Source organism: Micromonospora palythoicola (assembly GCF_036689795.1).
In the GTDB taxonomy this organism is placed as follows: Bacteria; Actinomycetota; Actinomycetes; order Mycobacteriales; family Micromonosporaceae; genus Micromonospora; species Micromonospora palythoicola.
Map to the genome: position 1 here is coordinate 56,324 of NZ_JBAGKI010000018.1, position 23,586 is coordinate 79,909.

A 23,586-nucleotide genomic window follows, 5' to 3' on the forward strand; every position below is an offset into this window, starting at 1 on the left:
CGTAGCGTCAGCAAGGTGAGCAGGAGCGAGCGATGACCCGCATCGTCGCCGGCAGCCTCGGCGGTCGGCGGATCACCGCCCCGCCCGGTGCCGGCACCCGACCCACCTCCGACCGGGTACGTGAGGCGTTGTTCAGCGCGGTCGAGGCCGAGTTGGACCTCGACGGTGCCCGCTTCGCCGACCTCTACGCCGGCTCGGGCGCGGTCGGCCTGGAGGCGCTGTCGCGGGGCGCGGAGCACGTGCTGCTTGTCGAGTCCGACCCACGCGCCGCCCGGGTGATCCGGGAGAACCTGACGGCGCTGCGGGTCGGGGCCTCGGCCCGGCTGGTCGCCGGCAAGGTCGCCACCGTTCTGGCCACCGGCGTGGCGGGTGAGCCGTACGACGTCGTCTTCGCCGATCCGCCGTACGCACTGCCGGACGACGGCGTCCGCGCGATGCTCGCCGCTCTGGTGGACGGGGGCTGGCTGGCGCCGGAGGCATTGGTGGTGGTGGAGCGGTCCAGCCGTGGCGGACCGGTCGAGTGGGTGGAAGGCATCACTGGCCAGCGCAGTCGCCGGTACGGCGAGACCACCCTTTGGTACGGTCGCCGATCATGAGACGTGCGGTGTGTCCCGGATCGTTCGACCCGGTCACCAACGGTCACCTCGACATCATCGGCCGGGCCAGCCGGCTGTTCGACGAGGTGATCGTCGGCGTACTGGTCAACCAGTCGAAGAGCGGCCTGTTCACCGTCGAGGAGCGGATCGAGATGCTCCGTGAGGTGACCGCCTCCTACGGCAACGTGCGGGTGGCGTCCTTCCGGGGCCTGCTCGTGGACTTCTGCCGGGCGCAGCGGGCAACCGTGCTGATCAAGGGACTGCGGGCGGTCAGCGACTTCGACTACGAGTTGCAGATGGCCCAGATGAACATCGGTCTCGCCGGTGTCGAGACGCTGTTCATGCCCACCAACCCGCTCTACTCCTTCCTCTCGTCAAGCCTGGTGAAGGACGTGGCCAAGTGGGGCGGCGACGTCACGCCCCACGTACCCGACGTGGTCCGCGACGCCCTCAAGGCCCGCCTGGCCCCCCCACCCCCCTGACACCCCCACCCGTCCCACCCCGCGATCTTGCACTTGTGGTCGCCCTTCTGTCGCTTTCGACGTGGTTTGCGGGGACAGGAAGTGCAAGATCGCGGGGTGGGTGGGGTGGGGTGGGACGACACGCCCGGGGAGGGGGCGGTGCGGGGGTGGTGGGGGACGACATCATTGGGTGAAGCGGGAAACCGGCCACAGCCCGCATGATGTAGGTCGGCCCGACGAATGACAGGAGTGAGGTACCGGTGGACCCGCTCGACCGCATCGACGAACTGATCAGCATCGTGGAGCAGGCGCGCTCCGTGCCGATGTCGCGCAACAACTGCATGGTCGACCGGAGTGAGATGATCGGTGCCCTCGACGAACTGCGCGAAGGACTTCCGGCCGACCTGCGCCGCGCCGCCGCCCTGCTGGAGGAGCGGGACAAGATCATGGAGGCCGGCAAGCGGGAGGCCGACCGCATCGTCAGCGAGGGTGAGGCGGAACACGCCCGCCTGGTCTCGGTGAACGAGATCACCGTCTCCGCCGAGCACGAGGGTGCCCGGATCATCGCCGAGGCGCGGGCGGAGGCGCAGCGGCTGCGCGAGGAGGTCGACGACTACGTCGACACCGCGCTGGCCAACTTCGAACAGTTCCTCACCCGGGCGCTGGCCTCGATAGAGCGCGGCCGGGACAAGATGCACGCGCTGCGGGAGATCGGCACCTTCGCCGGAGACGAGGCGGAGCGGCCGCTGCCCTTCTGACCTCGCACCGCCGCCGCCGAACGGATCGTCCGCCGCCGACCGGACCAATCCGCCGCCGCCGGGACCGACCGCCGCTCCGGCTGGTCACCCCGGTTCGACGCTGGGGCGTCCGTCCAGGTAACCTCGTTTGTCGGCCTCTCACCGGCCGGAGTCTGACTATGCCCAAGAACTCACCCACTTCACTCGACCCCAGGTCGCCGCTGGTCCTCGACACGAGGGAGCTGCCACGCCGACCTGGTGCTCTGCGTACCGTCGAACGGGTGGTCCCGGCACCGTCGGACCTCGGTGTGGAGTTGATCGGCGTGCCGGAGGGCGCGGGCCTCGACCTCGATCTGCGGATGGAGTCGGTGTCCGAGGGGGTGCTCGTCTCGGGGACCGTCAGCGGTCCGATCCGGGGCGAGTGCGGCCGCTGCCTGCGCGAGATCAACGACTCGGTGACGGTGACGATCCAGGAGCTGTACGCGTACGAGAACAGCACCACGGACGTCACCACCGAGGAAGACGAGGTCGGTCGAATGCAGGGCGACCTGATCGACCTGGAACCGGCGTTGCGGGACGCGGTGGTGCTCGCGCTGCCGAACAACCCGCTCTGCCGTCAGGACTGCCCAGGTCTGTGCCCCGAATGCGGGGTGCACCGGGACGATCTGCCGGCCGATCACAGCCACCAGCAGATCGACCCGCGTTGGGCGGGCCTGTCGCAACTGACCCGTACAGAGGAGTAAGAACCGTGGCCGTCCCCAAGCGCAAGATGTCGCGCAGCAACACCCGGTCCCGCCGGGCGAACTGGAAGGCCGCGGCGGTCGCGACCGTCGCCTGCCCGCAGTGCAAGTCCGCGAAGCTGCCGCACGCCGCCTGCTCGGTCTGCGGCACCTACAACGGCCGCCAGGTCCTTGAGGTCTGACCCGGACGGCGCGTGACGTCTCCGACCACAGGTCGGGTGACGCACACCCCCCGGCGGTCGTCCGCAACTCCGGCCGACGCCGGCCGGCCCAGGCCGGTCGGCGTCGAGACGGAGCCGGGCGTCGCACGGATCGCCGTTGACCTCCTCGGCGGGGACGACGCTCCCGCCGTCGTGGTGGACGGCGCTCTGCGGGCGGTGTGCGACGACCCGGACCTGCACCTGCTTCTCGTCGGACCGACCCGGGTCGCCGGCGCGTTGATCGACGCCCTGGATCCGGCGCAACGGGACCGGATCACGGTCCGACCGACCCACTCCGTCGTCGACATGGCCGACGACCCCAGCGCGGCGCGTGCCGACACCACCGTCCGGGCGGCCGTGGCGGCCGTGCGGGCCGGTTACGCCGACGCGTTGGTCTCCGCGGGGTCCACCGGTGCGACCGTCACCGCCGCCGCCCTCGTCCTCGGTCGCTGGCCCGATGTCCGGCGCCCGGCCCTCGCCGCCGCGCTGCCCGCCGTCTCCGGCACCGTCGTCCTGCTCGACGTGGGTGGCTCGTTGGAGCCGAGCCCGGCGACCCTCGCCCGCAACGCCGCCCTCGGCGCCGCCTACGCCGCGGTCGCCCACGGCATCACCGCGCCCCGGGTGGGGCTGCTCTCCGTGGGCACCGAGGCCGGCAAGGGTGACCGGGCTCGCCGGCTCACCGACCCCGTGCTCGGCGCGGCGGCGCTGCCCGGTGACGCCCGCTACGTCGGGCTCGTCGAGGGCTACGACGTCTGCCTCGGCACCAGCGCCGACGTGGTGGTCACCGACGGCTTCACCGGTAACGTGCTGCTCAAAGCCATCGAAGGCGCGTACGCCATGGCCGGCGGGAACCCGCCCGGTGGCGGTGCGCCCCGGGCCGCCGCGCTGCTCGGCGTGGCCGGCACCGTCGTCGTCTGCCACGGCGCCGCCCGCGCCGACGACATCGCCTCCGGCATCGCCCTGGCCGCCCACCTCTGGCGGCGCGACGCCACCGAGCGGGTCGCCGCGCTGCTCGGCGGGGACCGCACCGATCGCACGACCGACACCGAGGTACGCACATCATGAGCAACGACAAGCGCCGGCGACCCGAGATCGGCCACCTGGAGGCCGCCTTCGGCGTCTCGCTGGACCCGGAGCTGCTGGAACGCGCGCTGACCCACCGTTCGTACGCGTACGAGAACGGCGGCCTGCCCACCAACGAGCGGCTGGAGTTCCTCGGCGACTCGGTGCTGGGTGTGGTGATCACGACCGCGCTCTTCCAGAACCATCCCGACCTGCCGGAGGGCCAGCTGGCGAAGCTGCGTGCCAGCGTGGTCAACATGCGTGCGCTCGCCGACGTGGCGCGTGGCCTGGGCCCGGACGGGCTCGGCCCCTACCTGCTGCTCGGCAAGGGCGAGGAGACCACCGGCGGTCGGGACAAGGCCAGCATCCTCGCCGACACCCTCGAAGCGCTGCTCGGCGCGATCTACCTCCAGTACGGCCTGGACACCGCCGCCATCGTCATCCACCGGTTGTTCGACCCGCTGATGGTCGAGTCCGCCGGCCGGGGCGCCGCGCTGGACTGGAAGACGAGCCTGCAGGAACTGACGGCCGCGCTCGGCCTCGGCGTTCCGGAGTACCGGATCGAGGGCACCGGGCCGGACCACCTGAAGACCTTCACCGCGTGGGTGGTGGTGGCCGGCAACCGGTACGGCGGTGCCGACGGGCGGAGCAAGAAGGAAGCCGAGCAGCGGGCGGCGGAGTCGGCGTGGCGGACCCTCACCGACGAGGCGGAGCAGACCGCCGAGGGCCAGGCCGGGACGACCGCCGACGGCACGGTCGACGGGCAGGTCAACGGGACGGTCGACGGCCAGCGGAGCCTGGTTGACGAGGTCGAGGCCCAGGCGCACCATGCCTGAGCTGCCGGAGGTGGAGACCGTCCGGCAGGGCCTGTCCCGCTGGATCACCGGCCGCCGGATCCACTCGGTGGAGGTACGCCATCCCCGGGCGGTCCGTCGCCACGTGCCCGGCGGCGCACACTTCGCCGACGTGCTGGCCGGCCGAGAGGTACTCGACGTCCGTCGACGCGGGAAGTATCTCTGGCTGCCGCTGGACAGCGGGGACGCCGTCGTCGGGCATCTCGGGATGTCCGGGCAACTGCTGCTGCAACCGGCGGACGCGCCCGACGAGACGCACCTGCGGGTCCGGTTCCGTTTCGACGACGGCGGCCCCGAGCTGCGCTTCGTCGACCAGCGTACGTTCGGCGGGCTGTCGGTGAGCGAGGGCGGCGGCACGTTGCCGGCGGAGATCGCCCACATCGCCCGCGATCCGCTTGATCCGGAGTTCTCCGACGCGGAGTTCGTGGCCGCGCTGCGCCGGAGGCGCACCGAGGTCAAGCGGGCGCTGCTCGATCAGAGCCTGATCTCCGGCGTGGGCAACATCTACGCCGACGAGGCGCTGTGGCGGGCCGGGCTGCACGGCACCCGGTCCACCGACGCGCTCACCGGCCCGGCCGCCCACCGGCTGCTCGCGCACGTGCGGGACGTCCTCGGTGAGGCGATCACCGCGGGGGGCACCAGCTTCGACGCCCTCTACGTGAACGTCAACGGCGAGAGCGGCTACTTCGACCGGTCGTTGAACGCGTACGGGCGGGAGGGGCAGCCCTGCCGTCGCTGCGGCGCACCGATCCGCCGCGAGGCCTTCATGAACCGCTCGTCCTACAGCTGCCCCCGCTGCCAACCCCGCCCCCGCTCGCGCCCCTGACCCCGCCCACTGTCGGGCGGCAGGGGCACTGTCAGGGAGCTGGGCAGGGCAGGCGCCACGCGTCCAGGACGCGGTTCTTACGGATCGAGGCGAAGCCGTAGCCGACGCTTGTGACACAGAAGTCGGTGGTGGCACCGGTGTACTCGACGTGGAACACCGGCTTGCCGGCATCGGCGAAGGGCAGCAACTTGTCGCACCGGTCCAGCCGTACGCACTCCTCGTTGACGCCGAAGTCGAAGTCCGGTGCCAGCGCGGCGACCTGCGGCAGGTTGTTGAGCAGCCCGGGGGAGAGATCGAGCGAGCGGGCCAGCGCGGCGAGCTTGCGGTTGAACGTCAACTGGTCGTCGAACTCCAGCGCGAAGCCGGAGCGCTTGTCGTAGCCGTCGGCGTCGGCGAACACCACGGCCCCGAAACCCTTGCCACGACAGAGCCGGAACCGGTCGGCCAGCACCGGCCGCAGGACGTCCCACCGGCGTACGTCGAGCCAGACCCGCCCGGTCCGGGCCGTCGTCGCGCCGCGGACGCGGGCCGGGTAGCGGCTGGCATCGGGGTCGGTCGGGTGCACCGAACCGACGTGCACCTGGCAGACCAGCCGACGGTCCCGGGACCGTAGCTCGCTGGTCTGCGCGGCGGTGGTGTCGACCGGGTCGAGGACGAACACGTCCGCCTCGACGGCCGGATCGAGCACCCCGTCCAGCTGCCACTGCCACTGCCAGTGCCGCGTCGAGGTGGTCGGCCAACTGGTCGGTGCTCCGGGCGGGGTGAGGTCAGGTCGGCAGGCCGCGGCGGTCACGAGCAGGGTGAACGTCAGGCCGGCCGGCAGCGCCCGGCGGTGCACCCACCGGGCCGGTCGCCCACCCAGGCCGAACCGCATCGCCAGCTCCGCAGGTCGCGGGGCGGCGTCGGGCCGCCCGAGCCCGGTACGCCGGGTCCCGGCGTACCCACCCGGTCAAACGAGCACGGACCCGACGAGGATTCGCGGCCGAATCAGCGCGGCGCGGCGAAGACCTGCGTCCAGTACGGGCCGTTGCTGCGCGCCACGCCGACGCCGATCTCGGTGAAGGCGCAGTTGAGGATGTTGGCACGGTGTCCGTCGCTGTTCATCCAGGCGTCCATGACCGCCGCGGGCGTCCGCTGGTTCCAGGCGACGTTCTCGCCGTAGGTACGCCAGGCGTAGTCGACCCGGTCGATCCGGTCGCCGGGATCGCTGCCGTCGCTGCCGGTGTGCGACATGTTCCGGTGGTCGGCCTGGTCCTGGCTGTGCCGCTGGGCCGCGGTCATCAACTTGTCGTCGATGCTCAACGCGCCGCAGCCGGCCTTCGCCCGCTCGGCGTTGACCAGCTTGACCACCTCGGCGGCCTCGGCGGTGACGTCGTCGGAGGGCGACGGGCTGGCCGAGGCGGCCCGGCTCGGGCTGCCCTGGCGGTCGGTGCCGAGCCGGGAGGGGGCGGTGCTCCGCGAGGGCGCGGGCCTGGCCCGGGTGGTCCGGCTCGGTGACGGTGCTGCCGTGGCGGTGCTCGGGGAGACACTGGGACTGGCGCTCGGGCTGGTGCTCTCGGGCAGGTCGAGCGTGAGCGCCGGATCCTCCTCCGGCGCGGCGGGCGCGCTGGCGACCGGTGCCTGGTCCGCCGTGGTGTCGGTCGGGGCGCCGTCTCCGGGCAGCGCGAGGGCGGCGACGCCGATGCTCACCACGAGCGTGGCGGCCGCGGCGGCACCCCCCATCACCAGGGGTCGCGGCAGCCGGCGGGACCGACGGGTCGCGGCGGTCGGCTCGGGTGCCGGCTCGTCGACACCGCCCAGCTCCCGGTGTCCGGTCTGCGGCGGGCCGTAGTGCGGGCCAACGACCGGTTCGGCGTACACGTCGGTCCGGTCGGTGTACCCGACGGCCTGATCGGTGTACCAGTCGGGCCGATCATCGTAGGCGTACGCGCTCTCCTGTGGCGTGGCGTGGTGCGTGGGCCAGTCGGTGGCATCGGCGGCGGTGGGCTCGTCGTCGCGGTGGTGCCGTCCGGTCCGCTGGTGCCGCGCGCCGGGGGTGTCGTACCAGTCCGGTCCCGCTGTCGGGTACGGCTGCTCCGCCGGCCGGTACGCCTCCGTGGCCGGGTGCGCGGCAGCGTCGGACCGCCACTGCTCGGTCGGCTGCTCGCGGTACCACCCGTCGGACGGCTCCGCCGGATCGTCGCCGAACAGGTAGGACGACCGTGGCGCTGGCCGGTCGGTCAACCAGGCCGGATCGTCGGTCGGCGGTTCCGCTCGCCACGGGGTGCGCTCCGGGTCGATCGGATCATTCCAGCCGTGCACGCCTGTCGCCTCCACGGGTCAGTTACGGGCCGGGGTGACGCTACGTGTTGTGTCTGAGCAGCGGCAATCTGGCTAAGGAAGAGTTAAGAGGAGCCGGTACGTCCGGGTGAGGTGTTCGGTGATTCCGGAGCGTAGAGTCGGGGTGTCCGGACAGAGCGTGTCCGCGCCTGGTGGCAGCCCCCCGTGACGGGTGTGGCCGACGTCGAGATGATCTACGGCCTGCGAGAACTTGACGAAGCAGGGGCTGTCGGCTCAATATGGTGTTGTCGCCAGTCGCGCCCGGCCATGCCCAGAATGTGTGGGAGTGGTAGTCGCGTTCACATGGGCGCGCGTTGGCCGGCCTCTCCGGCAGCGCACATCAAGGAGTAAAAATGGCGAAGGCCCTCTACGGCCACGTAGGTGCGGCGCCCGACCGGCGCCTGCTCGACGAGGTCACCCGACTGCGTGCCAGGGTTCAGTCACTGGAGTTCGAGGTCACGCGGCTGCGCGCCGAGAACGATCGGCTCGCGGCGGCTGCGGCGGAGGCGGACGATCTGCTCCGTCTGGCCGAGCCCGCGCTGACCTGATCCACCTGGTCGCACGACAGCGACCGCCGCAACCGGTCGCCACAACTGAATAGCACCACCGCACCGAGCGCGCCGACACCCTGTGCCGGCGCGCAGCTCTGTGCGTGCCCGACCGCCTCGGCCACGCGCGGGTGGGGTCGGGGCCGGCTGATGTCCGACGGCCGGGCAGGCGGGTCGCGTGGCGTGCTCCACCCGGTCCCGGGTTAGTCTGCGGGTTTACCAGGGTCCGCGCAGCCGGGCGACGGTACGGCGGCCACCGGACGAGGATCGAGAAGGTGTATCTCAAGAGCCTGACGGTGAAGGGCTTCAAGTCCTTCGCCTCCGCGACGACGCTCAAGCTGGAGCCGGGGATCACCTGCGTGGTGGGCCCGAACGGCTCCGGCAAGTCGAACGTCGTCGACGCCATCGCCTGGGTGCTCGGCGAGCAGGGCGCCAAGGCGTTGCGTGGCGGCAAGATGGAGGACGTCATCTTCGCCGGGACCGCCGGGCGGGCCCCGCTGGGCCGGGCCGAGGTGACCCTCACCATCGACAACACCGACGGCGCCCTGCCGATCGAGTACACCGAGGTCTCCATCACCCGCCGGATGTTCCGCTCCGGCGAGAGCGAATACGAGATCAACGGCGACTCGTGCCGGCTGCTCGACATCCAGGAACTGCTGTCCGACTCCGGCATCGGCCGGGAGATGCACATCATCGTCGGGCAGGGCCGGCTCGACGGGATGCTGCACGCCAAGCCGGAGGACCGGCGGGCGTTCATCGAGGAGGCGGCCGGCGTCCTCAAGCACCGCAAGCGCAAGGAAAAGGCGCTGCGCAAGCTCGACGCGATGCAGACCAACCTGAACCGACTCACCGACCTCACCGCCGAGCTGCGTCGACAGCTCAAACCTCTCGGCCGGCAGGCCGAGGTGGCCCGCCGGGCCGCCGTCATCCAGGCGAACCTGCGTGACGCGCGGCTGCGGTTGCTCGCCGACGACCTGGCCACCCTGCGGACCACCCTGGACAAGGAGATCGCGGACGAGACCGCGCTCCGGCAGCGACGCGAGCAGGTCGAGGCCGAGCACACCGAGGTGCAGTACCGCCTCGGCGAACTGGAGGAGGCGTTGGCCTCCGACGCCCCGCTGCTGGCCGCCGCGCAGGACACCTGGTACAAGCTCTCCGCCCTGCAGGAACGGTTCCGTTCGATCGAGCAGCTCGCCGTCGAGCGACTGCGGCATCTGACCGCCACACCGGACGACGAGCGTCCGGGACGGGACCCGGAACAGCTGGAGGCCGAAGCCGAGCGGGTCCGCGAGCAGGAGGAGGAACTGCGCGCGGCGCTCACCGACGACCAGGTGCGGCTCGCCGAGGCGGTCGAGCACCGCCAGGAGCTGGAGCGGCAACTCGCCGCCGCCGAGCGGGAACTGGTCGCCGCGGCGAAGGCCATCGCCGACCGGCGGGAGGGCCTGGCCCGGCTGACCGGACAGGTGAATTCCGCCCGGGCGCGAACCACGAGCGCCGGCGAGGAGATCGAGCGGCTCGCCGCCGCGCACACCGACGCGATGGCCCGCGCCGAGCGGGCCCAGGCCGAGCTGGACGCGGTCGCCGAGCAGTCCACCGAGGCGGACCGCGACAACGCCGAGCTGGACGCCCGACACGCCGAAGCTGTCGCCGCCCAGGAGCGGGCACAGGCCACGGTCCGGTCGCTGTCGGACGCGGAGCGGGCGGCGGAGAAGGACGCCGCGACCTGGAAGGCGCGGGAGGAGGCGCTCGCCCTCGGCCTGCGCCGCAAGGACGGTGCCGGCGCCCTGTTGGCCCGCGCCGACCAGGTGCCCGGTCTATTGGGCGGCCTCGCCGGCCTGCTCTCGGTGGCGCCGGGCCACGAGGCGGCGCTCGCCGCGGCGCTCGGTGGGCTGGCCGACGCGGTCGCGGTGACCGGCGTCGACGAGGCCGTCGAGGCGATGCGCCTGCTGAAGATCTCGGACGCCGGACGTGCCGGGCTGCTCGTCGGCAGTCCCGCCGGGCCGGGGATGTCGGGTTCCGCCGACGCGTTGCGCCCGAAACTGCCCGACGGCGCCCACTGGGCACCCGACCTGGTCGACTGCGACGAGCAGATCCGGCCCGCGGTGCACCGGGCACTGCGGGACGTGGTGCTGGTCGCGGACCTGTCGGCCGCCGCCGAGGTGGTCACCGGCAATCCCGAACTGCGGGCGGTCACCCGGGAGGGTGACGTGGTCGGCGCGTACGCGGCGGCCGGCGGGTCGGCCAAGGCGCCCAGCTACATCGAGGTCCAGGCGGCCGTCGAGGAGGCGCGGGCCAGTCGGCTGTCGGCCGAGCGGGCCAGCGCCGAGCTGCGCGAACAGTTGGTCGAGGCACGTGCCGAGGTGACCACCGCCAAGGAGGCGGTGCAGCATGCGGCGGCGGCCAAGCGGGAGGCCGAGAGCCACCGCAACGCCGCGGCACGGCGGCTGGCCGAGCTGGGTGCCGCCGCGCGGTCGGCGAAGGCGGAGACCGACCGTCTCGGCGAGTCCCGAGCGCGCGCCGAGGCGGCCCGGGAGCGGGATCTGACCACGCTGGCCGAGTTGGAGGAGCGGCTGCGGTTGGCGGAGGCGACCCCGATCGACGCGGAACCCTCCACCGAGGAACGTGACCAGTTCGCCGCCATGGTGCCGCAGGCCCGGCAGAACGAGATGGAGGTCCGGCTCGCGGTGCGTACCGCCGAGGAGCGGGTCGCCTCGATCGCCGGGCGGGCCGATTCGCTGCGCCGGCAGGCCGGTGCCGAACGGGCGGCGCGGGAACGGGCGGCGGCCCGGCGCGCCGCGCGGACCCGGGGTGCCGCCATCGCCCGCGCGGTGGCCGGTGGCGCGCGGTCGGCGTTGACCCAGCTGACCAGCAGCATCGCCCGGGCCGAGGAGCACCGCGACGCGGTGGCGCGGGAACGGGCCACCCGCGAGGCGGAGTTGCAGGAGGTGCGGGCCGCCGCGAAACGGTTCGGTGCGGAACTGGAACGGCTGACCAGCCAGGTGCACCGGGACGAGGTCGCCCGCGCCGAGCAACGGTTGCGCATCGAGCAGCTGGAGGCCAAGGCCGCGGAGGACTTCGGCCTGACGGTCGAGACCCTGGTCGCCGAGTACGGCCCGAGTCAGCTGGTGCCGCCCACCGACGCCGAGGTGGCCGCAGCCGAGCGGGACGGGCTGCCGGTTCCCGAACCGGTCCGCTACGAACGCCCGGTGCAGGAGAAGCGGGCCGCCAAGGCGGAACGGGAACTCGCCCTGCTGGGCAAGGTCAACCCACTCGCCCTCGAGGAGTTCGCGGCGCTGGAGGAGCGGTACAAGTTCCTCTCCGAGCAGTTGGAGGACCTCAAGGCGACCCGGCGGGACCTGCTCACCGTGGTCAAGGACGTCGACGACCGGATTCTCGAGGTCTTCGCCAGCGCCTTCGCCGACACCGCGCGAGAGTTCGAGCAGGTCTTCACCGTGTTGTTCCCCGGTGGCGAGGGCCGGTTGATCCTCACCGACCCGGACGACCTGCTGACCACCGGCGTCGAGGTCGAGGCCCGCCCGCCGGGGAAGAAGATCAAACGGCTGTCGCTGCTCTCCGGCGGCGAGCGGTCGCTGACCGCGGTCGCGATGCTGGTGGCGATCTTCCGGGCCCGACCGAGCCCGTTCTACATCATGGACGAGGTGGAGGCGGCCCTCGACGACGTGAACCTGGGCCGGCTGATCACCCTGCTGGCGCAGCTACGGGAGAAGAGCCAGCTGATCGTCATCACGCACCAGAAGCGGACCATGGAGATCGCCGACGCGCTCTACGGTGTGACGATGCGCGGCGGGGTGACCCAGGTGATCAGTCAACGGCTCAACCGGGCCGACGGGGATGACGAGCGGCAGGGCCGCGGCGAGGAGAACGGGTAGTGGCTCGGGAACGCGCGACGGCGCTCCTGGTGGACTTCGACGGTGTGCTGCGGCGCTGGGATCCGGCGGTCGCCGCCGCCGTCGAGCGGGAGTACGGCCTCTCCGCCGGTGTGCTCGGTGAGATCGCCATGCACTGGGGGCGGCTGCAACCGGTGCTCACCGGCCAGGTCAGCCACGCCGACTGGATGACAAGCGTGGCCGACGCGCTCACGCCGTCGGTCGGTGACGCCGAGCGGGCGCGGGCGGCGGTGGCCCAGTGGCAGCGCTATCGCGGTGAGGTCGACCCCGAGGTGCTCGCGTTCGTCCGCGAGGCGAGAGCCGCCGGCATCCGGGTCGGGCTCGGCACCAACGCCACCGACCTGCTCGACGCCGACCTGGCCGCCCTCGACCTGACCGACGAGTTGGACGTGGTGGTCAACTCCTCGGCCATCGGAGTGCACAAGCCGGCACCCGAGTATTTCCAGGCCGCCTGTGCGGCGCTGGACACGCCGCCGGCCCGGGTGCTCTTCGTCGACGACGAGGACCGGGCGATCAGCGGCGCCCGGGCGGCGGGGCTGTCGGCGTACCGCTGGAACGGGCCGGCCGACCTGCGTTATCTGCGGGCCGCGCTGGCCGCCTGAGGCCCGGCCCGCGGCACGCCGCGGTGTCCCGGGGGGTGACCTGCCGTGACCGGCGCCGGCCGCCCGGTCACTCCCCGACGACGCCGTCGATGCGTTCGCGGATCAGGTCGGCGTGCCCGTTGTGCCGGGCGTACTCCTCGATCATGTGAACGTAGACCCAGCGCAGGTTGAACGTGCGTCGCTTCGGGCCGACCTCGGTGAACGTCTCGTCGAGCGACCGCCCCACGACGGCGGCGCGGGCCTGTGCCACCTCCCGGTGGTAGGTGGCGAAGTCCGCCTCGGCGTCGGCGTCGCCGACGTCGAGGTCGGCGTCCGGGTCGTCCAGCGTGTAGTAGGGGTAGTCGACCTGCTCGGCGGCGAAGTTCTCCCGGAACCACCAGGCCTCCACCTCGGCCAGGTGCCGGACCAGCCCGAGCAGCGTGAGGCCGGACGGTGCCACGCTGGCCGTGCGCAGCTGCTCGGCGGTGAGGCCGGCACACTTGAGCAGGAGGGTCTGCCGGTGATAGTCCAGCCAGCCCTCCAGCATGGTGCGCTCGTCGCCGACGTAGGGCTCGGGGGTTCGGTCGACCGCCGGTGCTGTCCAAGTCATCCGAGGATTCTGGCCCGGATATCTGACAACTCGCGACGGATTTGTGGAGCGCTCAGTGGCCGTCGGTGAGCCGTTGCCGGGCCACCACGTGCAGGTGACCGTCACCGGTGGTGCCCTCGATGATCACCTCGGCCCCGCGCCCGGCGTGGGTGAGCGTCGCCACCGCGTTGCCGAAGTACGGACCGGCCAGCTTGCGCCACTTGACCAGGGGCCGACGGACGCCCGCCGTGCGGGCCAGGGCCCGGGCCGCTCCGGCCGGGCCGCGTGCCCACCCCAGCCGCATCAGCGGACGCATCCCGGCCGGCACCTGGTTGTGGATCGGCGAGCAGGTGAGCTGGTGCACCGGTGTGCGGACACCGTGGTCGGCGAACCTGACCCGCGCCACGTACGAGTGGTGCACGTCGCCGGAGAGCACGCTGATCGACGCCGGTGGCGGGTACGCCGGCCCGGCGCCCTTGCGGTCGTCGGGCGCGCCCGGCGTGCCGGCGCCGATCCGGGCGAACAGCTCCGCCAGCGCGTCGAACGAGCGGCGGAACGCGGCCCAGTGCTCCAGGTCCAGCGCGCGGCGCAGCCGCTCGCCCAGCCCGGCGACCCACCGCCGGGGCGAGTCGGCCAGCTTCTCGTTCCACGTCTCGACGTGGTGGATGCCGGGCGGCAGCAGCCAGGGCAGTGAGGAGCCGACCACCAGGTGGTCGTAGCCACCGTGGGCGCGGTCGACGAACCACGACCATTCGCCGGGCGGCAGCATCGCCCGCCGACCCGGCAACAGCACCCGGCTGCACCGGTTGTCCAGCATCACCAGGCGGGTGCGCCCCAGGTCGAGCGCGTAGCTCCACTGGTACTGCACCGCCCGCCAGCGCTCGGTGTCGTGGGCCAGGTCGGCCTCGGTGTCGACCCGCGCGCCGAACTCTCGCAACACGCCGGTGGCGTCCTCCGCCGCGCTCACCTTGGCGAAGACCGGGTCCGCGGTGATCTCGTCGGGCGAGAGGTTGCCCAGGTGCTGGTAGACCCAGTAGGAGGCCAACCCACTGGCGATCCGCTCGGCCCACCACGGCTGTTCGCGCATGTCGGCCCGCCAGGAGGCCGAGGTGTTCCAGTCGTCGATGATCTCGTGATCGTCGAAGATCATCACGCTCGGCACGGTGGAGAGGAGCCAGCGGATCTCCGGGTCGCGCCACGACTCGAGGTAGAGCTTGGTGTACTCGTCGAAGCTGACCACCTGGTCCTTCGGCGCGCCCTCGGGACGCCGCCGCCGGCGGCGCAGCAGCCGCTTGACGGTCGGCGAGGTCTCGTCGGCGTAGACCTGGTCACCGAGCAGCAGCAGCAGGTCGGGCAGGGCGGCCGGGTCCGGGTCGGCCATCACCCGCCGGGCGTACGCGTCGAGCGCGTCCGGCGGCAACTTGCGGGTGGTCGCGTGCTGGGTGGTCTCCCGACAGGAACCGAAGAGCAGGCGGACCGGCTGGTCCCGGTCGTCGGTGGCCCGGGTGCGGATGAGACTGGGCGGGAAACGACTGTCCGGCAGCGGCCAGACCACCTCCTCGTCGATCAGCACCTCGTACGTCGTGGCGCTGTCCGGGGTAAGCCCGTCGATCACGACGAGCGCGTAGTGGTGGTCGTACGCGCTGAAGGTGGGCGCGGTGCCGGTGGCGCCACCGGCCGTGCGGACGGTGACCACAGCGGGCGTCGTGGTTTCCACCCAGACGGTGGCCCGAGTGCCGACGACCCGGCGTAGCAGGGGGCCGATGAGCAGCTCGGCGGGCATGCGGACCTCCAGACGAGAAAGCTTCATCCTTTACTACCCGGCCGGCGGCGCACCACTGCCAACTGTGGCCGAGACTACCGCCGCATCCTGGGCCGACGCCGGGGGCGGTCGGGCACCGGGTGACCGCCGAGCCCGGCGGGAGCGGTGGCTGAGACGTGGTCGCCGGCATCTGACAGGATTCCGGCATGACGGAATACCTCCTCATCGCTCTCGCCCTGCTCGGTCTGCTGATCCTCGGCGGCATCGGGCTGGTCGTGCCGCGGCTGCGCCGACGGCCGCAGCCGCCGCTGCCGCGTACGGAGGTCGACACCCGGGCGGAGGAGGACCTCGCCGGCCCGCCGGTGCAGGCGCCGGAGGCCGACCTGTCCACGGGTGTCCTGGTCGAGCCACCGGTCGAGGCGCCGGCACCGACCGTCGAGGTGCCCGAGCCGACCGCCGGCCGGCTGGTGCGGCTGCGCTCCCGGCTGTCGCGGTCGCAGAACGTGTTCGGCAAGGGCCTGCTCGGCCTGCTCAGCCGGGACCGGCTCGACGAGGACGTCTGGGAGGAGATCGAGGACAGCCTGATCACCGCCGACGTCGGTGTCGACGCCACCCGGGACATCGTCGACCGGCTGCGGGAGCGCACCCGGGTGCTGGGTACCCGCTCGGTCGCCGAGCTGCGCACCCTGCTCGCCACCGAGCTGGTCAACGCGCTCGACCCGGGGCTGGACCGGTCGTTGCACACCGCCCCGAAGGAGGGCGTGCCGGCGGTGCTGCTCGTGGTCGGGGTCAACGGCGCGGGCAAGACCACCACCTGCGGCAAGATCGCCCGGGTGCTCATCGCCGACGGCCGCAGTGTGCTGCTCGGCGCCGCCGACACCTTCCGGGCCGCCGCCGCCGACCAGTTGCAGACCTGGGCCGGGCGGGTCGGGGCCGAGACCGTCCGCGGTCCGGAGGGCGCCGACCCGGCCAGCGTCGCCTTCGACGCGGTCAAGCGGGGCATCGAGACCGGCGTGGACACCGTCCTCGTCGACACCGCCGGGCGGTTGCAGAACAAGATCGGCCTGATGGACGAGCTGGGCAAGGTCAAGCGGGTGGTGGAGAAGCACGGCCCGATCGACGAGACACTGCTGGTGCTCGACGCCACCACCGGCCAGAACGGGCTGGAGCAGGCGCGTGTCTTCACCGAGGTGGTGAACGTCACCGGTGTGGTGCTGACCAAGCTCGACGGCACCGCCAAGGGCGGCATCGTCATCGCCGTACAACGCAAGCTCGGCATCCCGGTGAAGCTGGTCGGCCTCGGCGAGGGCCCCGACGACCTGGCGCCGTTCGACCCGGCACAGTTCGTCGACGCGTTGCTGGGTACCGAACCCTCCGGCCAGACCGCGTAACCTCGGGTGACCAGAGACGATCGCGCGTACGCGGGCTGGCGCGACCCGAGCCACCCGTCGCAGCGCCTCGGGAGGCCATACGTGACCTCGCAGGAGATCCCGCTGCACGGCGGGAACGTGAGCACCGTGGTGCGGGTCGGTGACACGGTGCGGCGCAACGCCGGACCGTGGACCCCGTCGGTGCACGCCCTGCTGCGTCACCTGGAGTACGTCGGTTTCACCGGTGCACCCCGTGCCCTCGGCATGGACGAGCGCAACCGGGAGGTGCTGTCGTACCTGGAGGGGGAGTGCGGGGAGTACCCGCTGGCCCCGCACTGGGTCACCGACGAGGCCCTGGTCACCGTCGCCACCATGCTGCGGATGTTCCACGACGCCCAGTACGGCTTCGTGCCGCCACCGCAGGCGGTGTGGCGCTCGTTCGGCCCACCGCCGCCGGACACCGAGGTCATCTGCCACCACGACGCGGCACCGCACAACGTGATCTGGCGGCCGGACGGCACCCTCGGGCTGATCGACTTCGACCTCGCCTCGCCCGGTGCCCGGATCTACGACGTGGCGTACGCGGCCTGGACGTGGGTGCCGATCTTCTCCGACCGGGACTCGATCACCCTCGGCTGGAAGCGTCCGGACCGGCCACGCCGGCTGCGGCTCTTCGCGGACGCCTACGGGCTCATTCCGCGCGACCGGCACCGGCTGATCCGGACCATCCGCAAGCGGATCGTGGACCACGTCGAGGGCATCCGCCGGATGGCCGCGGCCGGGGAGCCGGCCTTCGTCCGGATCGTGCACAAGGGCCACCTGCGCCGGCCGATGAGGGATCTGCGGTTGCTCGACTACGAGCGACACGCCCTGGAGCACGCCCTCCGCTGAGCGGCCCTCGCGCCCGTCGGTCGCTGGGCCGACGGGCGGATAGACCGGCACCAAACGGCCGATCCACCCCCGTCGAAGCGCCGAGGTGTGCGACTTTCTTCACACGTCCGAAACAAGCCGTCACGGTTCGGAAACCGGCCGGGGACCCTGGGTGAAACAGCGGACCACCAGGCTTCCGCGCAACCGGCGTACGGGCGATGCTGCGCGGTGCCGGGAGGGAGGGAGAAAACAACCCGAGAGGAGGCAGCGTGCCGGAGCTAGATTCTGGTGCCACCGCCTGGATTTTGACTTCAGCCGCGCTGGTGTTGCTCATGACGCCCGGCCTGGCGCTGTTCTACGGGGGCATGACCCGGTCCAAGTCCGTGCTCAACATGATGATGATGAGCTTCGGCGCGATCGGCCTGGTCAGCCTTTTGTGGGTGTTCTACGGCTACAGCATCGCGTTCGGTGAGGACGTCGGCGGGATCACCGGTGATCTCTCCGCCGCAGGCCTGCGCGGCATGCTGGAGAGCGGGACCGAGGGTGGCATCCCCGACCTGCTGTTCGCCGGTTTCCAGCTGATGTTCGCTGTGATCACTGTCGCGCTGATCAGTGGCGCGATCGCCGACCGGGCCCGGTTCGGCCCGTGGCTGCTCTTCGCCGGCCTGTGGGCCACCCTGGTCTACTTCCCGGTCGCGCACTGGGTGTGGGGCGGTGGCTGGATCTTCGAGCTGGGTGTGCTCGACTTCGCCGGTGGCACCGCGGTGCACATCAACGCCGGTGCCGCGGCCCTCGCCCTGGCGCTGGTGCTCGGTCGCCGGGTCGGCTGGCCGAAGGACAGCTTCAAGCCGCACAACCTGCCGATGGTGCTGCTCGGTGCCGGCCTGCTGTGGTTCGGCTGGTTCGGCTTCAACGCCGGCTCGGCGCTGGCCGCCAACGGCACCGCCGCGATCGCCTTCATCAACACCCAGGTCGCCACCGCCGCCGCGGTGCTCGGCTGGTTGCTGGTGGAGAAGATCCGGGACGGCAAGCCGACCACCCTCGGTGCGGCGTCCGGTGCCATCGCCGGTCTGGTCGCCATCACCCCGGCCTGTGCCTTCCTGGAGCCGCTCGGCGCCATCGCGCTGGGTGTCATCGCCGGTGTCGTCTGCGCGCTGGCCGTCGGCCTCAAGTACCGCCTCAAGTACGACGACTCGCTCGACGTGGTCGCCGTGCACATGATCGGCGGCATCATCGGCTCGCTGCTCATCGGCTTCCTGGCGATGGAGGTGCTGGCGGGTGAGGGCAACGACGGTCTGCTCTACGGCGGCGGTGTCACGCTGCTCGGCAAGCAGGCTCTCGGTTCGGCCGCCGTGCTGGTGTACTCGTTCGTGGTCGCGTACCTCATCGGCTTCGTGATCGACAAGACCATCGGGTTCCGCGCCAGCGCCGAGGCCGAGGTCGACGGCATCGACAACGCCGAGCACGCGGAGAGCGCGTACGAGTTCAGCTCCACGGGTGGTGGCGGTGGCGCGTTCGCCGCCGCGGGCATCGGTACCTCGGCGGCGCCGAAGACCGAGCCCACCGAACCGGTAAGCGAAAAGGTCGCCGGCTAACGTTCTGCGAATGGAGGGGTTGGACATGAAGCTGGTGACCGCGGTCATCAAGCCGCACCAGTTGGACGCCGTCAAGGAGGCCCTGCACACGCTGGGCGTGGCCGGTCTGACGGTGAGCGAGGTCCAGGGCTACGGGCGGCAGAAGGGCCACACCGAGGTCTACCGGGGCGCCGAGTACACCGTCGAGTTCCTGCCCAAGATCCGGGTGGAGGTGCTCACCGACGAGATCGACGTCGAGAAGATCGTCGACGCCGTCGTGTCGGCGGCCCGGACGGGCAAGATCGGTGACGGCAAGGTCTGGGTGACCGCCGTGGAGGAGGTCGTCCGGGTCCGTACCGGCGAGCGCGGCCTGGACGCACTGTAGGGCGCTGATCGATGACCTCGTTGACCAGCAGGGCAGCCTCGGAACCCCCCGGTAGCGCTGACCTCCTGGTCAACGAGGTCGTCGGTGTACCGGCCGGGGTCGGCGCGACGGCGCGTCGGGCCCGGGCCGACGCGTACGACGCCTGGCTGGCCCGGCTGCTGCCGGACCGGCCGGGCGTCGCGCTGCTCGCGGTCGGCGGGCTGGGCCGGCGGCAGTGCGCCCCCTACGGCGACCTGGACCTGGTGCTGGTGCACGCCGGGGTGCCCGGCATCGACGAACTGGCCGCCGCCCTCTGGTACCCGATCTGGGACGCCGGGCTGCGGCTCGACCACTCCGTCCGGACCGTCGCCGAGGCGCTGTCGGTCGCCCAGGACGACGTCAAGGTGGCCCTCGGGCTGCTCGACGCCCGGCTTGTCGCCGGTGACCCGGACCTCGCCGACACGCTGGTGAGCAGCGCGACCGACCATTGGCGGCGTACCGCCGTCCGCCAGCTCGGGCCCCTGCGGGAAAGCACCGCCGCCCGCTGGCAGGCCCACGGCGAACTGGCCCACCTGCTGGAGGGCGACCTGAAGGAGGCGGCCGGGGGGCTGCGTGACGTCGGCATCCTGCGGGCCATCGCCACCGCCGGGATCACCGACGCGCTACGACCCGCCGTACACGCCGCACACCTGCGGCTGCTGGACACCCGGGACGCGCTGCACCATCAGGTCGGCCGGCGCGTCGACCGGCTGCTCGCCCAGGAGCGTGACGGGGTGGCCGCCCTGCTCGGCCTGCGTCGCACACCGTCCGGCGTCGCCGAGGGCGCCCCGCCGGGCACCGTGCCGCCGCAGCCGGCCGGCACCGCGCCGGAACAGCGGTACGGCATGGCGTCACGTGCCGAGGACGGCGACGGCGACACCCTGTTGCGTCGGGTCGCCGGTGACGCCCGGACCGTCAGCCACGCCCTGGACGACGCGCTCCGCGCCGCCGACCGGCTGCGCTCCGGTCGCCGTCGGGGCGCCGACGGAAGGCCGCTGCGCCGACCGGTGGCCCGGGACGTGGTCGAGCACGACGGCGAACTGGTGCTGGCCCGCACCGCGATCGGCGCCCGCCCGGACGCCAGTCTGTCGCTGCGGCTGGCCGCCGCCGCGGCGACCACCGGGCTGCCGATCGCCCGCGCCACCTGCGAGTGGCTGGCCGCGTACTGCCCGCCGCTGCCCACGCCCTGGCCGGCGGAGGCCCGTGCCGCCCTGACCACGCTGCTCGGAGCCGGCACCGGCATGATCCCGGCCTGGGAGACCTGCGACCGGTACGGGCTGATCGACGGGTGGTTGCCGGAGTGGACCCGGCTGCGCAGCCTGCCCCAGCACAACCCGGTGCACCGGTTCACCCTGGATCGGCACCTGGTGCAGACGGCCGCCGAGGCCGGCCGGCACACCCGTGACGTGGATCGCCCCGACCTGCTGCTGCTCGGCGCGCTCCTGCACGACGTGGGCAAGGGACTCCCCGGTGACCACAGCGTGGTGGGCGCGCCGATCGCCGAGGGGATCGCCACCCGGATCGGCCTGCCGGCCGCTGAGGCGGCGCTGATCGGCACGCTGGTCCGGTTGCACCTGGTGCTGCCCGAGGTGGCCACCCGGCGGGACCTGTCCGACCCGGTCACCATCGCCCGGGTGGCCGAGTCGGTCGGCGACGTGACCACCCTCGACCTGCTGTACGCGCTGGTACGCGCCGACGCCGCCGCCACCGGCCCGGCCGCCTGGTCGGACTGGAAGGGCCGACTGGTCGCCGAGCTGGTCGCCCGGGTACGCACCACCCTCGACACCGGCGACGTACCCGCCCCGCCGGCACCGGACCCGGCACTGGTGGCCGGGCCGCTGCCGGTCGTACACCTGACCGGGGACCGGGTGTCGGTGGCCGCGGCCGATCGTCGGGGCCTGCTCGCGACGGTGGCCGGCTGCCTCGCCCTGCACCGGTTGGAAGTGCTCGCCGCCGACGCCGCGACGGTGGACGGGCGGGCCCTGGTGCAGTGCCGGGTGCAGCCGCGCTACGGCCTGGCCCCGGATCCGGTGGCGCTGAGCGCGGACCTGCGTCGCGCGGTACGCGGCGACGTGTCGGTGACCCAGCGGTTGCGCGGTCGGGCCCTGGCCGCACGGGGGGCCGGAGCCCAACCGCGGGTGGTCTGGCACCGCGACGCCGCCACCGACGCGGTGTTGCTGGAACTGCGGGCCGCCGACGCCGCCGGCCTGCTCTACCGGGTCACCAGCGCGCTCGACGCGGCCGGCGCCCAGGTCCGGGCGGCCCGGATCGCCACGCTCGGCGGCGACGTGGTGGACGCCTTCTACCTGGTCGGTGGCTGGCCCCCGGAGGACGAACGGGCCCGCCTGGAGGCAGCCGTCCTCGCCGCCGTCTGATCCCCACCCCTCTGCGCCCGTCCCCAACTCCCGCCCGAAGGATCTGTGGCAGTGCGGGCGTCGACCGGCCGGCGTGTCGGATACCGCGACTGCCACAGATCGTGGCATCAAGCGGTGGCTGGGCGGGCGGGAGCGGGCGTGGGGGTGGCGGGCTACCCTAGCGGTGGTCGGACAGCTCACCCCGGCCTCGTTCGTGCTCACCGGAACACTGACAATCGGGATGTTCGCGTGTTTGACACCTTGAGTGACCGCCTTTCCGGGATCTTCACCAAGCTCCGCGGCAAGGGACGTCTCACCGACGCCGACATCGACGCCACCGCGCGCGAGATCCGCCTCGCGCTGCTGGAGGCGGACGTCGCGCTGCCAGTGGTCAAGGGCTTCATCGCGAACGTCAAGGAGCGGGCGCGCGGCGCCGAGGTCTCCCAGGCGCTCAACCCGGCCCAGCAGATCATCAAGATCGTCAACGAGGAACTGATCGCCGTGCTGGGCGGCGAGGGACGGCGGCTCCAGTTCGCCAAGCAGCCGCCGACCGTGATCATGCTGGCCGGCCTCCAGGGCTCCGGCAAGACCACGCTCGCCGGCAAGCTGGCCCGCTGGCTCAAGGCCCAGGGGCACCAGCCGCTGCTGGTCGCCGCCGACCTGCAACGTCCCAACGCCGTCGGGCAGCTCCAGGTGCTCGGTGGCCGCGCCGGTGTCGAGGTGTACGCCCCGGAGCCCGGCAACGGCGTCGGTGACCCGGTGCAGGTGGCGAAGTCCTCGATCGAGCACGCCCGCCGGGCCGCCCGGGACGTCGTCATCGTCGACACCGCCGGACGGCTCGGCATCGACGCGGAGATGATGCAGCAGGCCGCCGACATCCGGGACGCGGTCAACCCGGACGAGGTCGTCTTCGTCATCGACGCGATGGTCGGCCAGGACGCGGTGCGTACGGCCGAGGCGTTCCGGGACGGCGTCGGGATCACCGGTGTGGTCCTCTCCAAGCTCGACGGCGACGCCCGTGGTGGTGCCGCCCTGTCGGTCCGCGAGGTGACCGGGCAGCCGATCCTGTTCGCCTCCACCGGCGAGAAGCTGGAGGACTTCGACGTCTTCCACCCCGACCGGATGGCCAGCCGGATCCTCGGCATGGGCGACGTCCTCACTCTGATCGAGCAGGCCGAGGCGGCCTTCGACACCGATCAGAAGGAGAAGATGACCGCCAAGCTGATGGGCGGCGAGCAGTTCACCCTGGAGGACTTCCTCGACCAGCTCATCGCGGTACGCCGGATGGGGCCGATCGCCAACGTGCTGGCCATGATGCCGGGCATGGGGCAGGTCAAGGACCAGCTCGCCGAGCTGGACGACAAGCACTTCGACCGGATCACCGCGATCATCCGGTCGATGACCCCGGCCGAGCGGACCAACCCGAAGATCATCAACGGCTCCCGGCGGGCCCGGATCGCCAACGGCTCCGGTGTCACCGTGATGGACGTCAACCAGCTGCTCAACCGCTTCACCGACGCGCAGAAGATGATGAAGCAGATGGGCGGCATGATGGGCCTGCCCGGTGCCGGGCGGCGCAAGGCGACCAAGTCGCCGAAGAACAAGCGCAAGGGCACCAAGGGCGGCAACCGGCCGCGCAGCGGCGCCGGCACCCGGGGCGTGCAGGGTGGTTTCCCGGGCGGGATGCCGCAGTTGCCGCCGGGGATGAACCCCGATGACCTGGCCGCCGGTCAGGGCCTGCCGCCCGGCTTCAAGCTGCCGAAGATCGACTTCAACAAGTTCGGCAAGGACGGCAAGCCGCCCCGCTGACCGTGCGGCGGGCCGGGCTTCTG

At 72.3% G+C, this 23,586-nt stretch carries 21 protein-coding genes; 17 read left to right on the top strand and 4 right to left on the bottom strand.

What is annotated here, in order from left to right:
* Nucleotides 1-32: 32 nt before the first annotated feature.
* From rsmD to mutM, 8 genes are all read left to right on the top strand, one after another.
* Nucleotides 33-596 carry a 16S rRNA (guanine(966)-N(2))-methyltransferase RsmD gene (rsmD, locus tag V5O40_RS11050; protein ID WP_332905350.1) on the top strand — a complete coding sequence of 188 codons (564 nt, stop codon included), beginning with the start codon at nt 33-35 and terminating at the stop codon, nt 594-596.
* Nucleotides 593-1,078 (top strand): pantetheine-phosphate adenylyltransferase, encoded by a 486-nt coding sequence (gene coaD, locus V5O40_RS11055; RefSeq protein ID WP_332905351.1) that lies wholly within the window; start codon nt 593-595, stop codon nt 1,076-1,078. Before rsmD ends, coaD begins: the two co-directional genes overlap by 4 nt.
* A 239-nt stretch (nt 1,079-1,317) precedes the next feature.
* Entirely contained in the window at nt 1,318-1,815 is a 498-nt protein-coding gene (locus V5O40_RS11060) for an ATP synthase subunit B family protein (RefSeq protein ID WP_332905352.1), read from the top strand.
* Nucleotides 1,816-1,973: 158 nt separating this feature from the next.
* On the top strand, nt 1,974-2,537 hold the full coding sequence (locus tag V5O40_RS11065; protein ID WP_269739411.1) for a YceD family protein: 564 nt from the start codon (nt 1,974-1,976) through the stop codon (nt 2,535-2,537).
* Between the two features lie 5 nt (nt 2,538-2,542).
* Nucleotides 2,543-2,716 carry a 50S ribosomal protein L32 gene (gene rpmF, locus V5O40_RS11070; RefSeq protein ID WP_091435485.1) on the top strand — a complete coding sequence of 58 codons (174 nt, stop codon included), beginning with the start codon at nt 2,543-2,545 and terminating at the stop codon, nt 2,714-2,716.
* Between the two features lie 129 nt (nt 2,717-2,845).
* Entirely contained in the window at nt 2,846-3,799 is a 954-nt protein-coding gene (locus tag V5O40_RS11075) for a phosphate acyltransferase PlsX (RefSeq protein ID WP_281583276.1), read from the top strand.
* Nucleotides 3,796-4,632 (top strand): ribonuclease III, encoded by an 837-nt coding sequence (gene rnc / locus V5O40_RS11080; protein WP_332905353.1) that lies wholly within the window; start codon nt 3,796-3,798, stop codon nt 4,630-4,632. The genes V5O40_RS11075 and rnc overlap by 4 nt, the downstream gene beginning before the upstream one ends.
* Nucleotides 4,625-5,476: a bifunctional DNA-formamidopyrimidine glycosylase/DNA-(apurinic or apyrimidinic site) lyase gene (mutM, locus tag V5O40_RS11085; RefSeq protein WP_332905354.1), complete on the top strand. Its 852-nt coding sequence runs from the start codon at nt 4,625-4,627 to the stop codon at nt 5,474-5,476. The genes rnc and mutM overlap by 8 nt, the downstream gene beginning before the upstream one ends.
* A gap of 31 nt (nt 5,477-5,507) precedes the next feature.
* Here the strand turns inward: mutM and V5O40_RS11090 are convergent, their stop codons facing one another.
* Nucleotides 5,508-6,350: an endo alpha-1,4 polygalactosaminidase gene (locus tag V5O40_RS11090; RefSeq protein WP_332905355.1), complete on the bottom strand. Its 843-nt coding sequence runs from the start codon at nt 6,348-6,350 to the stop codon at nt 5,508-5,510.
* Between the two features lie 113 nt (nt 6,351-6,463).
* On the bottom strand, nt 6,464-7,777 hold the full coding sequence (locus V5O40_RS11095) for a CAP domain-containing protein (protein WP_332905356.1): 1,314 nt from the start codon (nt 7,775-7,777) through the stop codon (nt 6,464-6,466).
* 371 nt (nt 7,778-8,148) lie between these two features.
* Here V5O40_RS11095 and V5O40_RS11100 point away from each other — a divergent pair, with 371 nt between their 5' ends.
* The 3 genes from V5O40_RS11100 to V5O40_RS11110 all read left to right on the top strand — a co-directional run bounded on the left by V5O40_RS11100 (nt 8,149) and on the right by V5O40_RS11110 (nt 12,853).
* Nucleotides 8,149-8,343 (top strand): hypothetical protein, encoded by a 195-nt coding sequence (locus V5O40_RS11100; protein WP_093401709.1) that lies wholly within the window; start codon nt 8,149-8,151, stop codon nt 8,341-8,343.
* A gap of 275 nt (nt 8,344-8,618) precedes the next feature.
* Nucleotides 8,619-12,233 (top strand): chromosome segregation protein SMC, encoded by a 3,615-nt coding sequence (smc, locus tag V5O40_RS11105; protein ID WP_332905357.1) that lies wholly within the window; start codon nt 8,619-8,621, stop codon nt 12,231-12,233.
* A complete protein-coding gene (locus tag V5O40_RS11110; RefSeq protein WP_332905358.1) occupies nt 12,233-12,853 on the top strand; it encodes an HAD-IA family hydrolase in 621 nt (206 codons plus the stop codon). The genes smc and V5O40_RS11110 overlap by 1 nt, the downstream gene beginning before the upstream one ends.
* A gap of 67 nt (nt 12,854-12,920) precedes the next feature.
* On the opposite strand, the gene V5O40_RS11115 is transcribed toward V5O40_RS11110, so the two are convergent.
* Together V5O40_RS11115 and V5O40_RS11120 are read right to left on the bottom strand one after the other, a co-directional pair.
* On the bottom strand, nt 12,921-13,442 hold the full coding sequence (locus V5O40_RS11115) for a DinB family protein (RefSeq protein WP_332905359.1): 522 nt from the start codon (nt 13,440-13,442) through the stop codon (nt 12,921-12,923).
* A gap of 52 nt (nt 13,443-13,494) precedes the next feature.
* Entirely contained in the window at nt 13,495-15,204 is a 1,710-nt protein-coding gene (locus tag V5O40_RS11120; RefSeq protein ID WP_332905380.1) for an alkaline phosphatase D family protein, read from the bottom strand.
* A gap of 185 nt (nt 15,205-15,389) precedes the next feature.
* Here V5O40_RS11120 and ftsY point away from each other — a divergent pair, with 185 nt between their 5' ends.
* The 6 genes from ftsY (at nt 15,390) to ffh (ending at nt 23,563) form a co-directional block, all read left to right on the top strand.
* On the top strand, nt 15,390-16,574 hold the full coding sequence (gene ftsY / locus V5O40_RS11125; RefSeq protein ID WP_332905360.1) for a signal recognition particle-docking protein FtsY: 1,185 nt from the start codon (nt 15,390-15,392) through the stop codon (nt 16,572-16,574).
* 6 nt (nt 16,575-16,580) lie between these two features.
* Nucleotides 16,581-17,444 carry an aminoglycoside phosphotransferase family protein gene (locus V5O40_RS11130; RefSeq protein ID WP_170863284.1) on the top strand — a complete coding sequence of 288 codons (864 nt, stop codon included), beginning with the start codon at nt 16,581-16,583 and terminating at the stop codon, nt 17,442-17,444.
* A 197-nt stretch (nt 17,445-17,641) separates the two neighbouring features.
* Nucleotides 17,642-19,018: an ammonium transporter gene (locus V5O40_RS11135; RefSeq protein WP_164445717.1), complete on the top strand. Its 1,377-nt coding sequence runs from the start codon at nt 17,642-17,644 to the stop codon at nt 19,016-19,018.
* A 25-nt stretch (nt 19,019-19,043) separates the two neighbouring features.
* A complete protein-coding gene (locus tag V5O40_RS11140; RefSeq protein ID WP_166458079.1) occupies nt 19,044-19,382 on the top strand; it encodes a P-II family nitrogen regulator in 339 nt (112 codons plus the stop codon).
* A gap of 11 nt (nt 19,383-19,393) precedes the next feature.
* The gene (locus tag V5O40_RS11145; RefSeq protein ID WP_332905361.1) at nt 19,394-21,775 is read left to right on the top strand and encodes a [protein-PII] uridylyltransferase; all 2,382 of its coding nucleotides are present in this window, start codon (nt 19,394-19,396) and stop codon (nt 21,773-21,775) included.
* Nucleotides 21,776-22,003: 228 nt separating this feature from the next.
* Nucleotides 22,004-23,563 carry a signal recognition particle protein gene (ffh, locus tag V5O40_RS11150; RefSeq protein ID WP_332905362.1) on the top strand — a complete coding sequence of 520 codons (1,560 nt, stop codon included), beginning with the start codon at nt 22,004-22,006 and terminating at the stop codon, nt 23,561-23,563.
* The last annotated feature ends 23 nt before the right edge of the window (nt 23,564-23,586 follow it).

What these genes read in the sequence shown, in the direction of transcription:
- V5O40_RS11100 (WP_093401709.1), top strand. Translation starts at nt 8,149, where the DNA reads ATGGCGAAGGCCCTCTACGGCCACGTAGGTGCGGCGCCCGACCGGCGC.
- V5O40_RS11120 (WP_332905380.1), bottom strand. Translation starts at nt 15,204, where the DNA reads ATGCCCGCCGAGCTGCTCATCGGCCCCCTGCTACGCCGGGTCGTCGGC.
- V5O40_RS11135 (WP_164445717.1), top strand. Translation starts at nt 17,642, where the DNA reads ATGCTGCGCGGTGCCGGGAGGGAGGGAGAAAACAACCCGAGAGGAGGC.
- V5O40_RS11115 (WP_332905359.1), bottom strand. Translation starts at nt 13,442, where the DNA reads ATGACTTGGACAGCACCGGCGGTCGACCGAACCCCCGAGCCCTACGTC.
- coaD (WP_332905351.1), top strand. Translation starts at nt 593, where the DNA reads ATGAGACGTGCGGTGTGTCCCGGATCGTTCGACCCGGTCACCAACGGT.
- rsmD (WP_332905350.1), top strand. Translation starts at nt 33, where the DNA reads ATGACCCGCATCGTCGCCGGCAGCCTCGGCGGTCGGCGGATCACCGCC.
- V5O40_RS11065 (WP_269739411.1), top strand. Translation starts at nt 1,974, where the DNA reads ATGCCCAAGAACTCACCCACTTCACTCGACCCCAGGTCGCCGCTGGTC.
- V5O40_RS11145 (WP_332905361.1), top strand. Translation starts at nt 19,394, where the DNA reads ATGACCTCGTTGACCAGCAGGGCAGCCTCGGAACCCCCCGGTAGCGCT.
- rnc (WP_332905353.1), top strand. Translation starts at nt 3,796, where the DNA reads ATGAGCAACGACAAGCGCCGGCGACCCGAGATCGGCCACCTGGAGGCC.
- ftsY (WP_332905360.1), top strand. Translation starts at nt 15,390, where the DNA reads ATGACGGAATACCTCCTCATCGCTCTCGCCCTGCTCGGTCTGCTGATC.
- V5O40_RS11140 (WP_166458079.1), top strand. Translation starts at nt 19,044, where the DNA reads ATGAAGCTGGTGACCGCGGTCATCAAGCCGCACCAGTTGGACGCCGTC.
- mutM (WP_332905354.1), top strand. Translation starts at nt 4,625, where the DNA reads ATGCCTGAGCTGCCGGAGGTGGAGACCGTCCGGCAGGGCCTGTCCCGC.
- V5O40_RS11090 (WP_332905355.1), bottom strand. Translation starts at nt 6,350, where the DNA reads ATGCGGTTCGGCCTGGGTGGGCGACCGGCCCGGTGGGTGCACCGCCGG.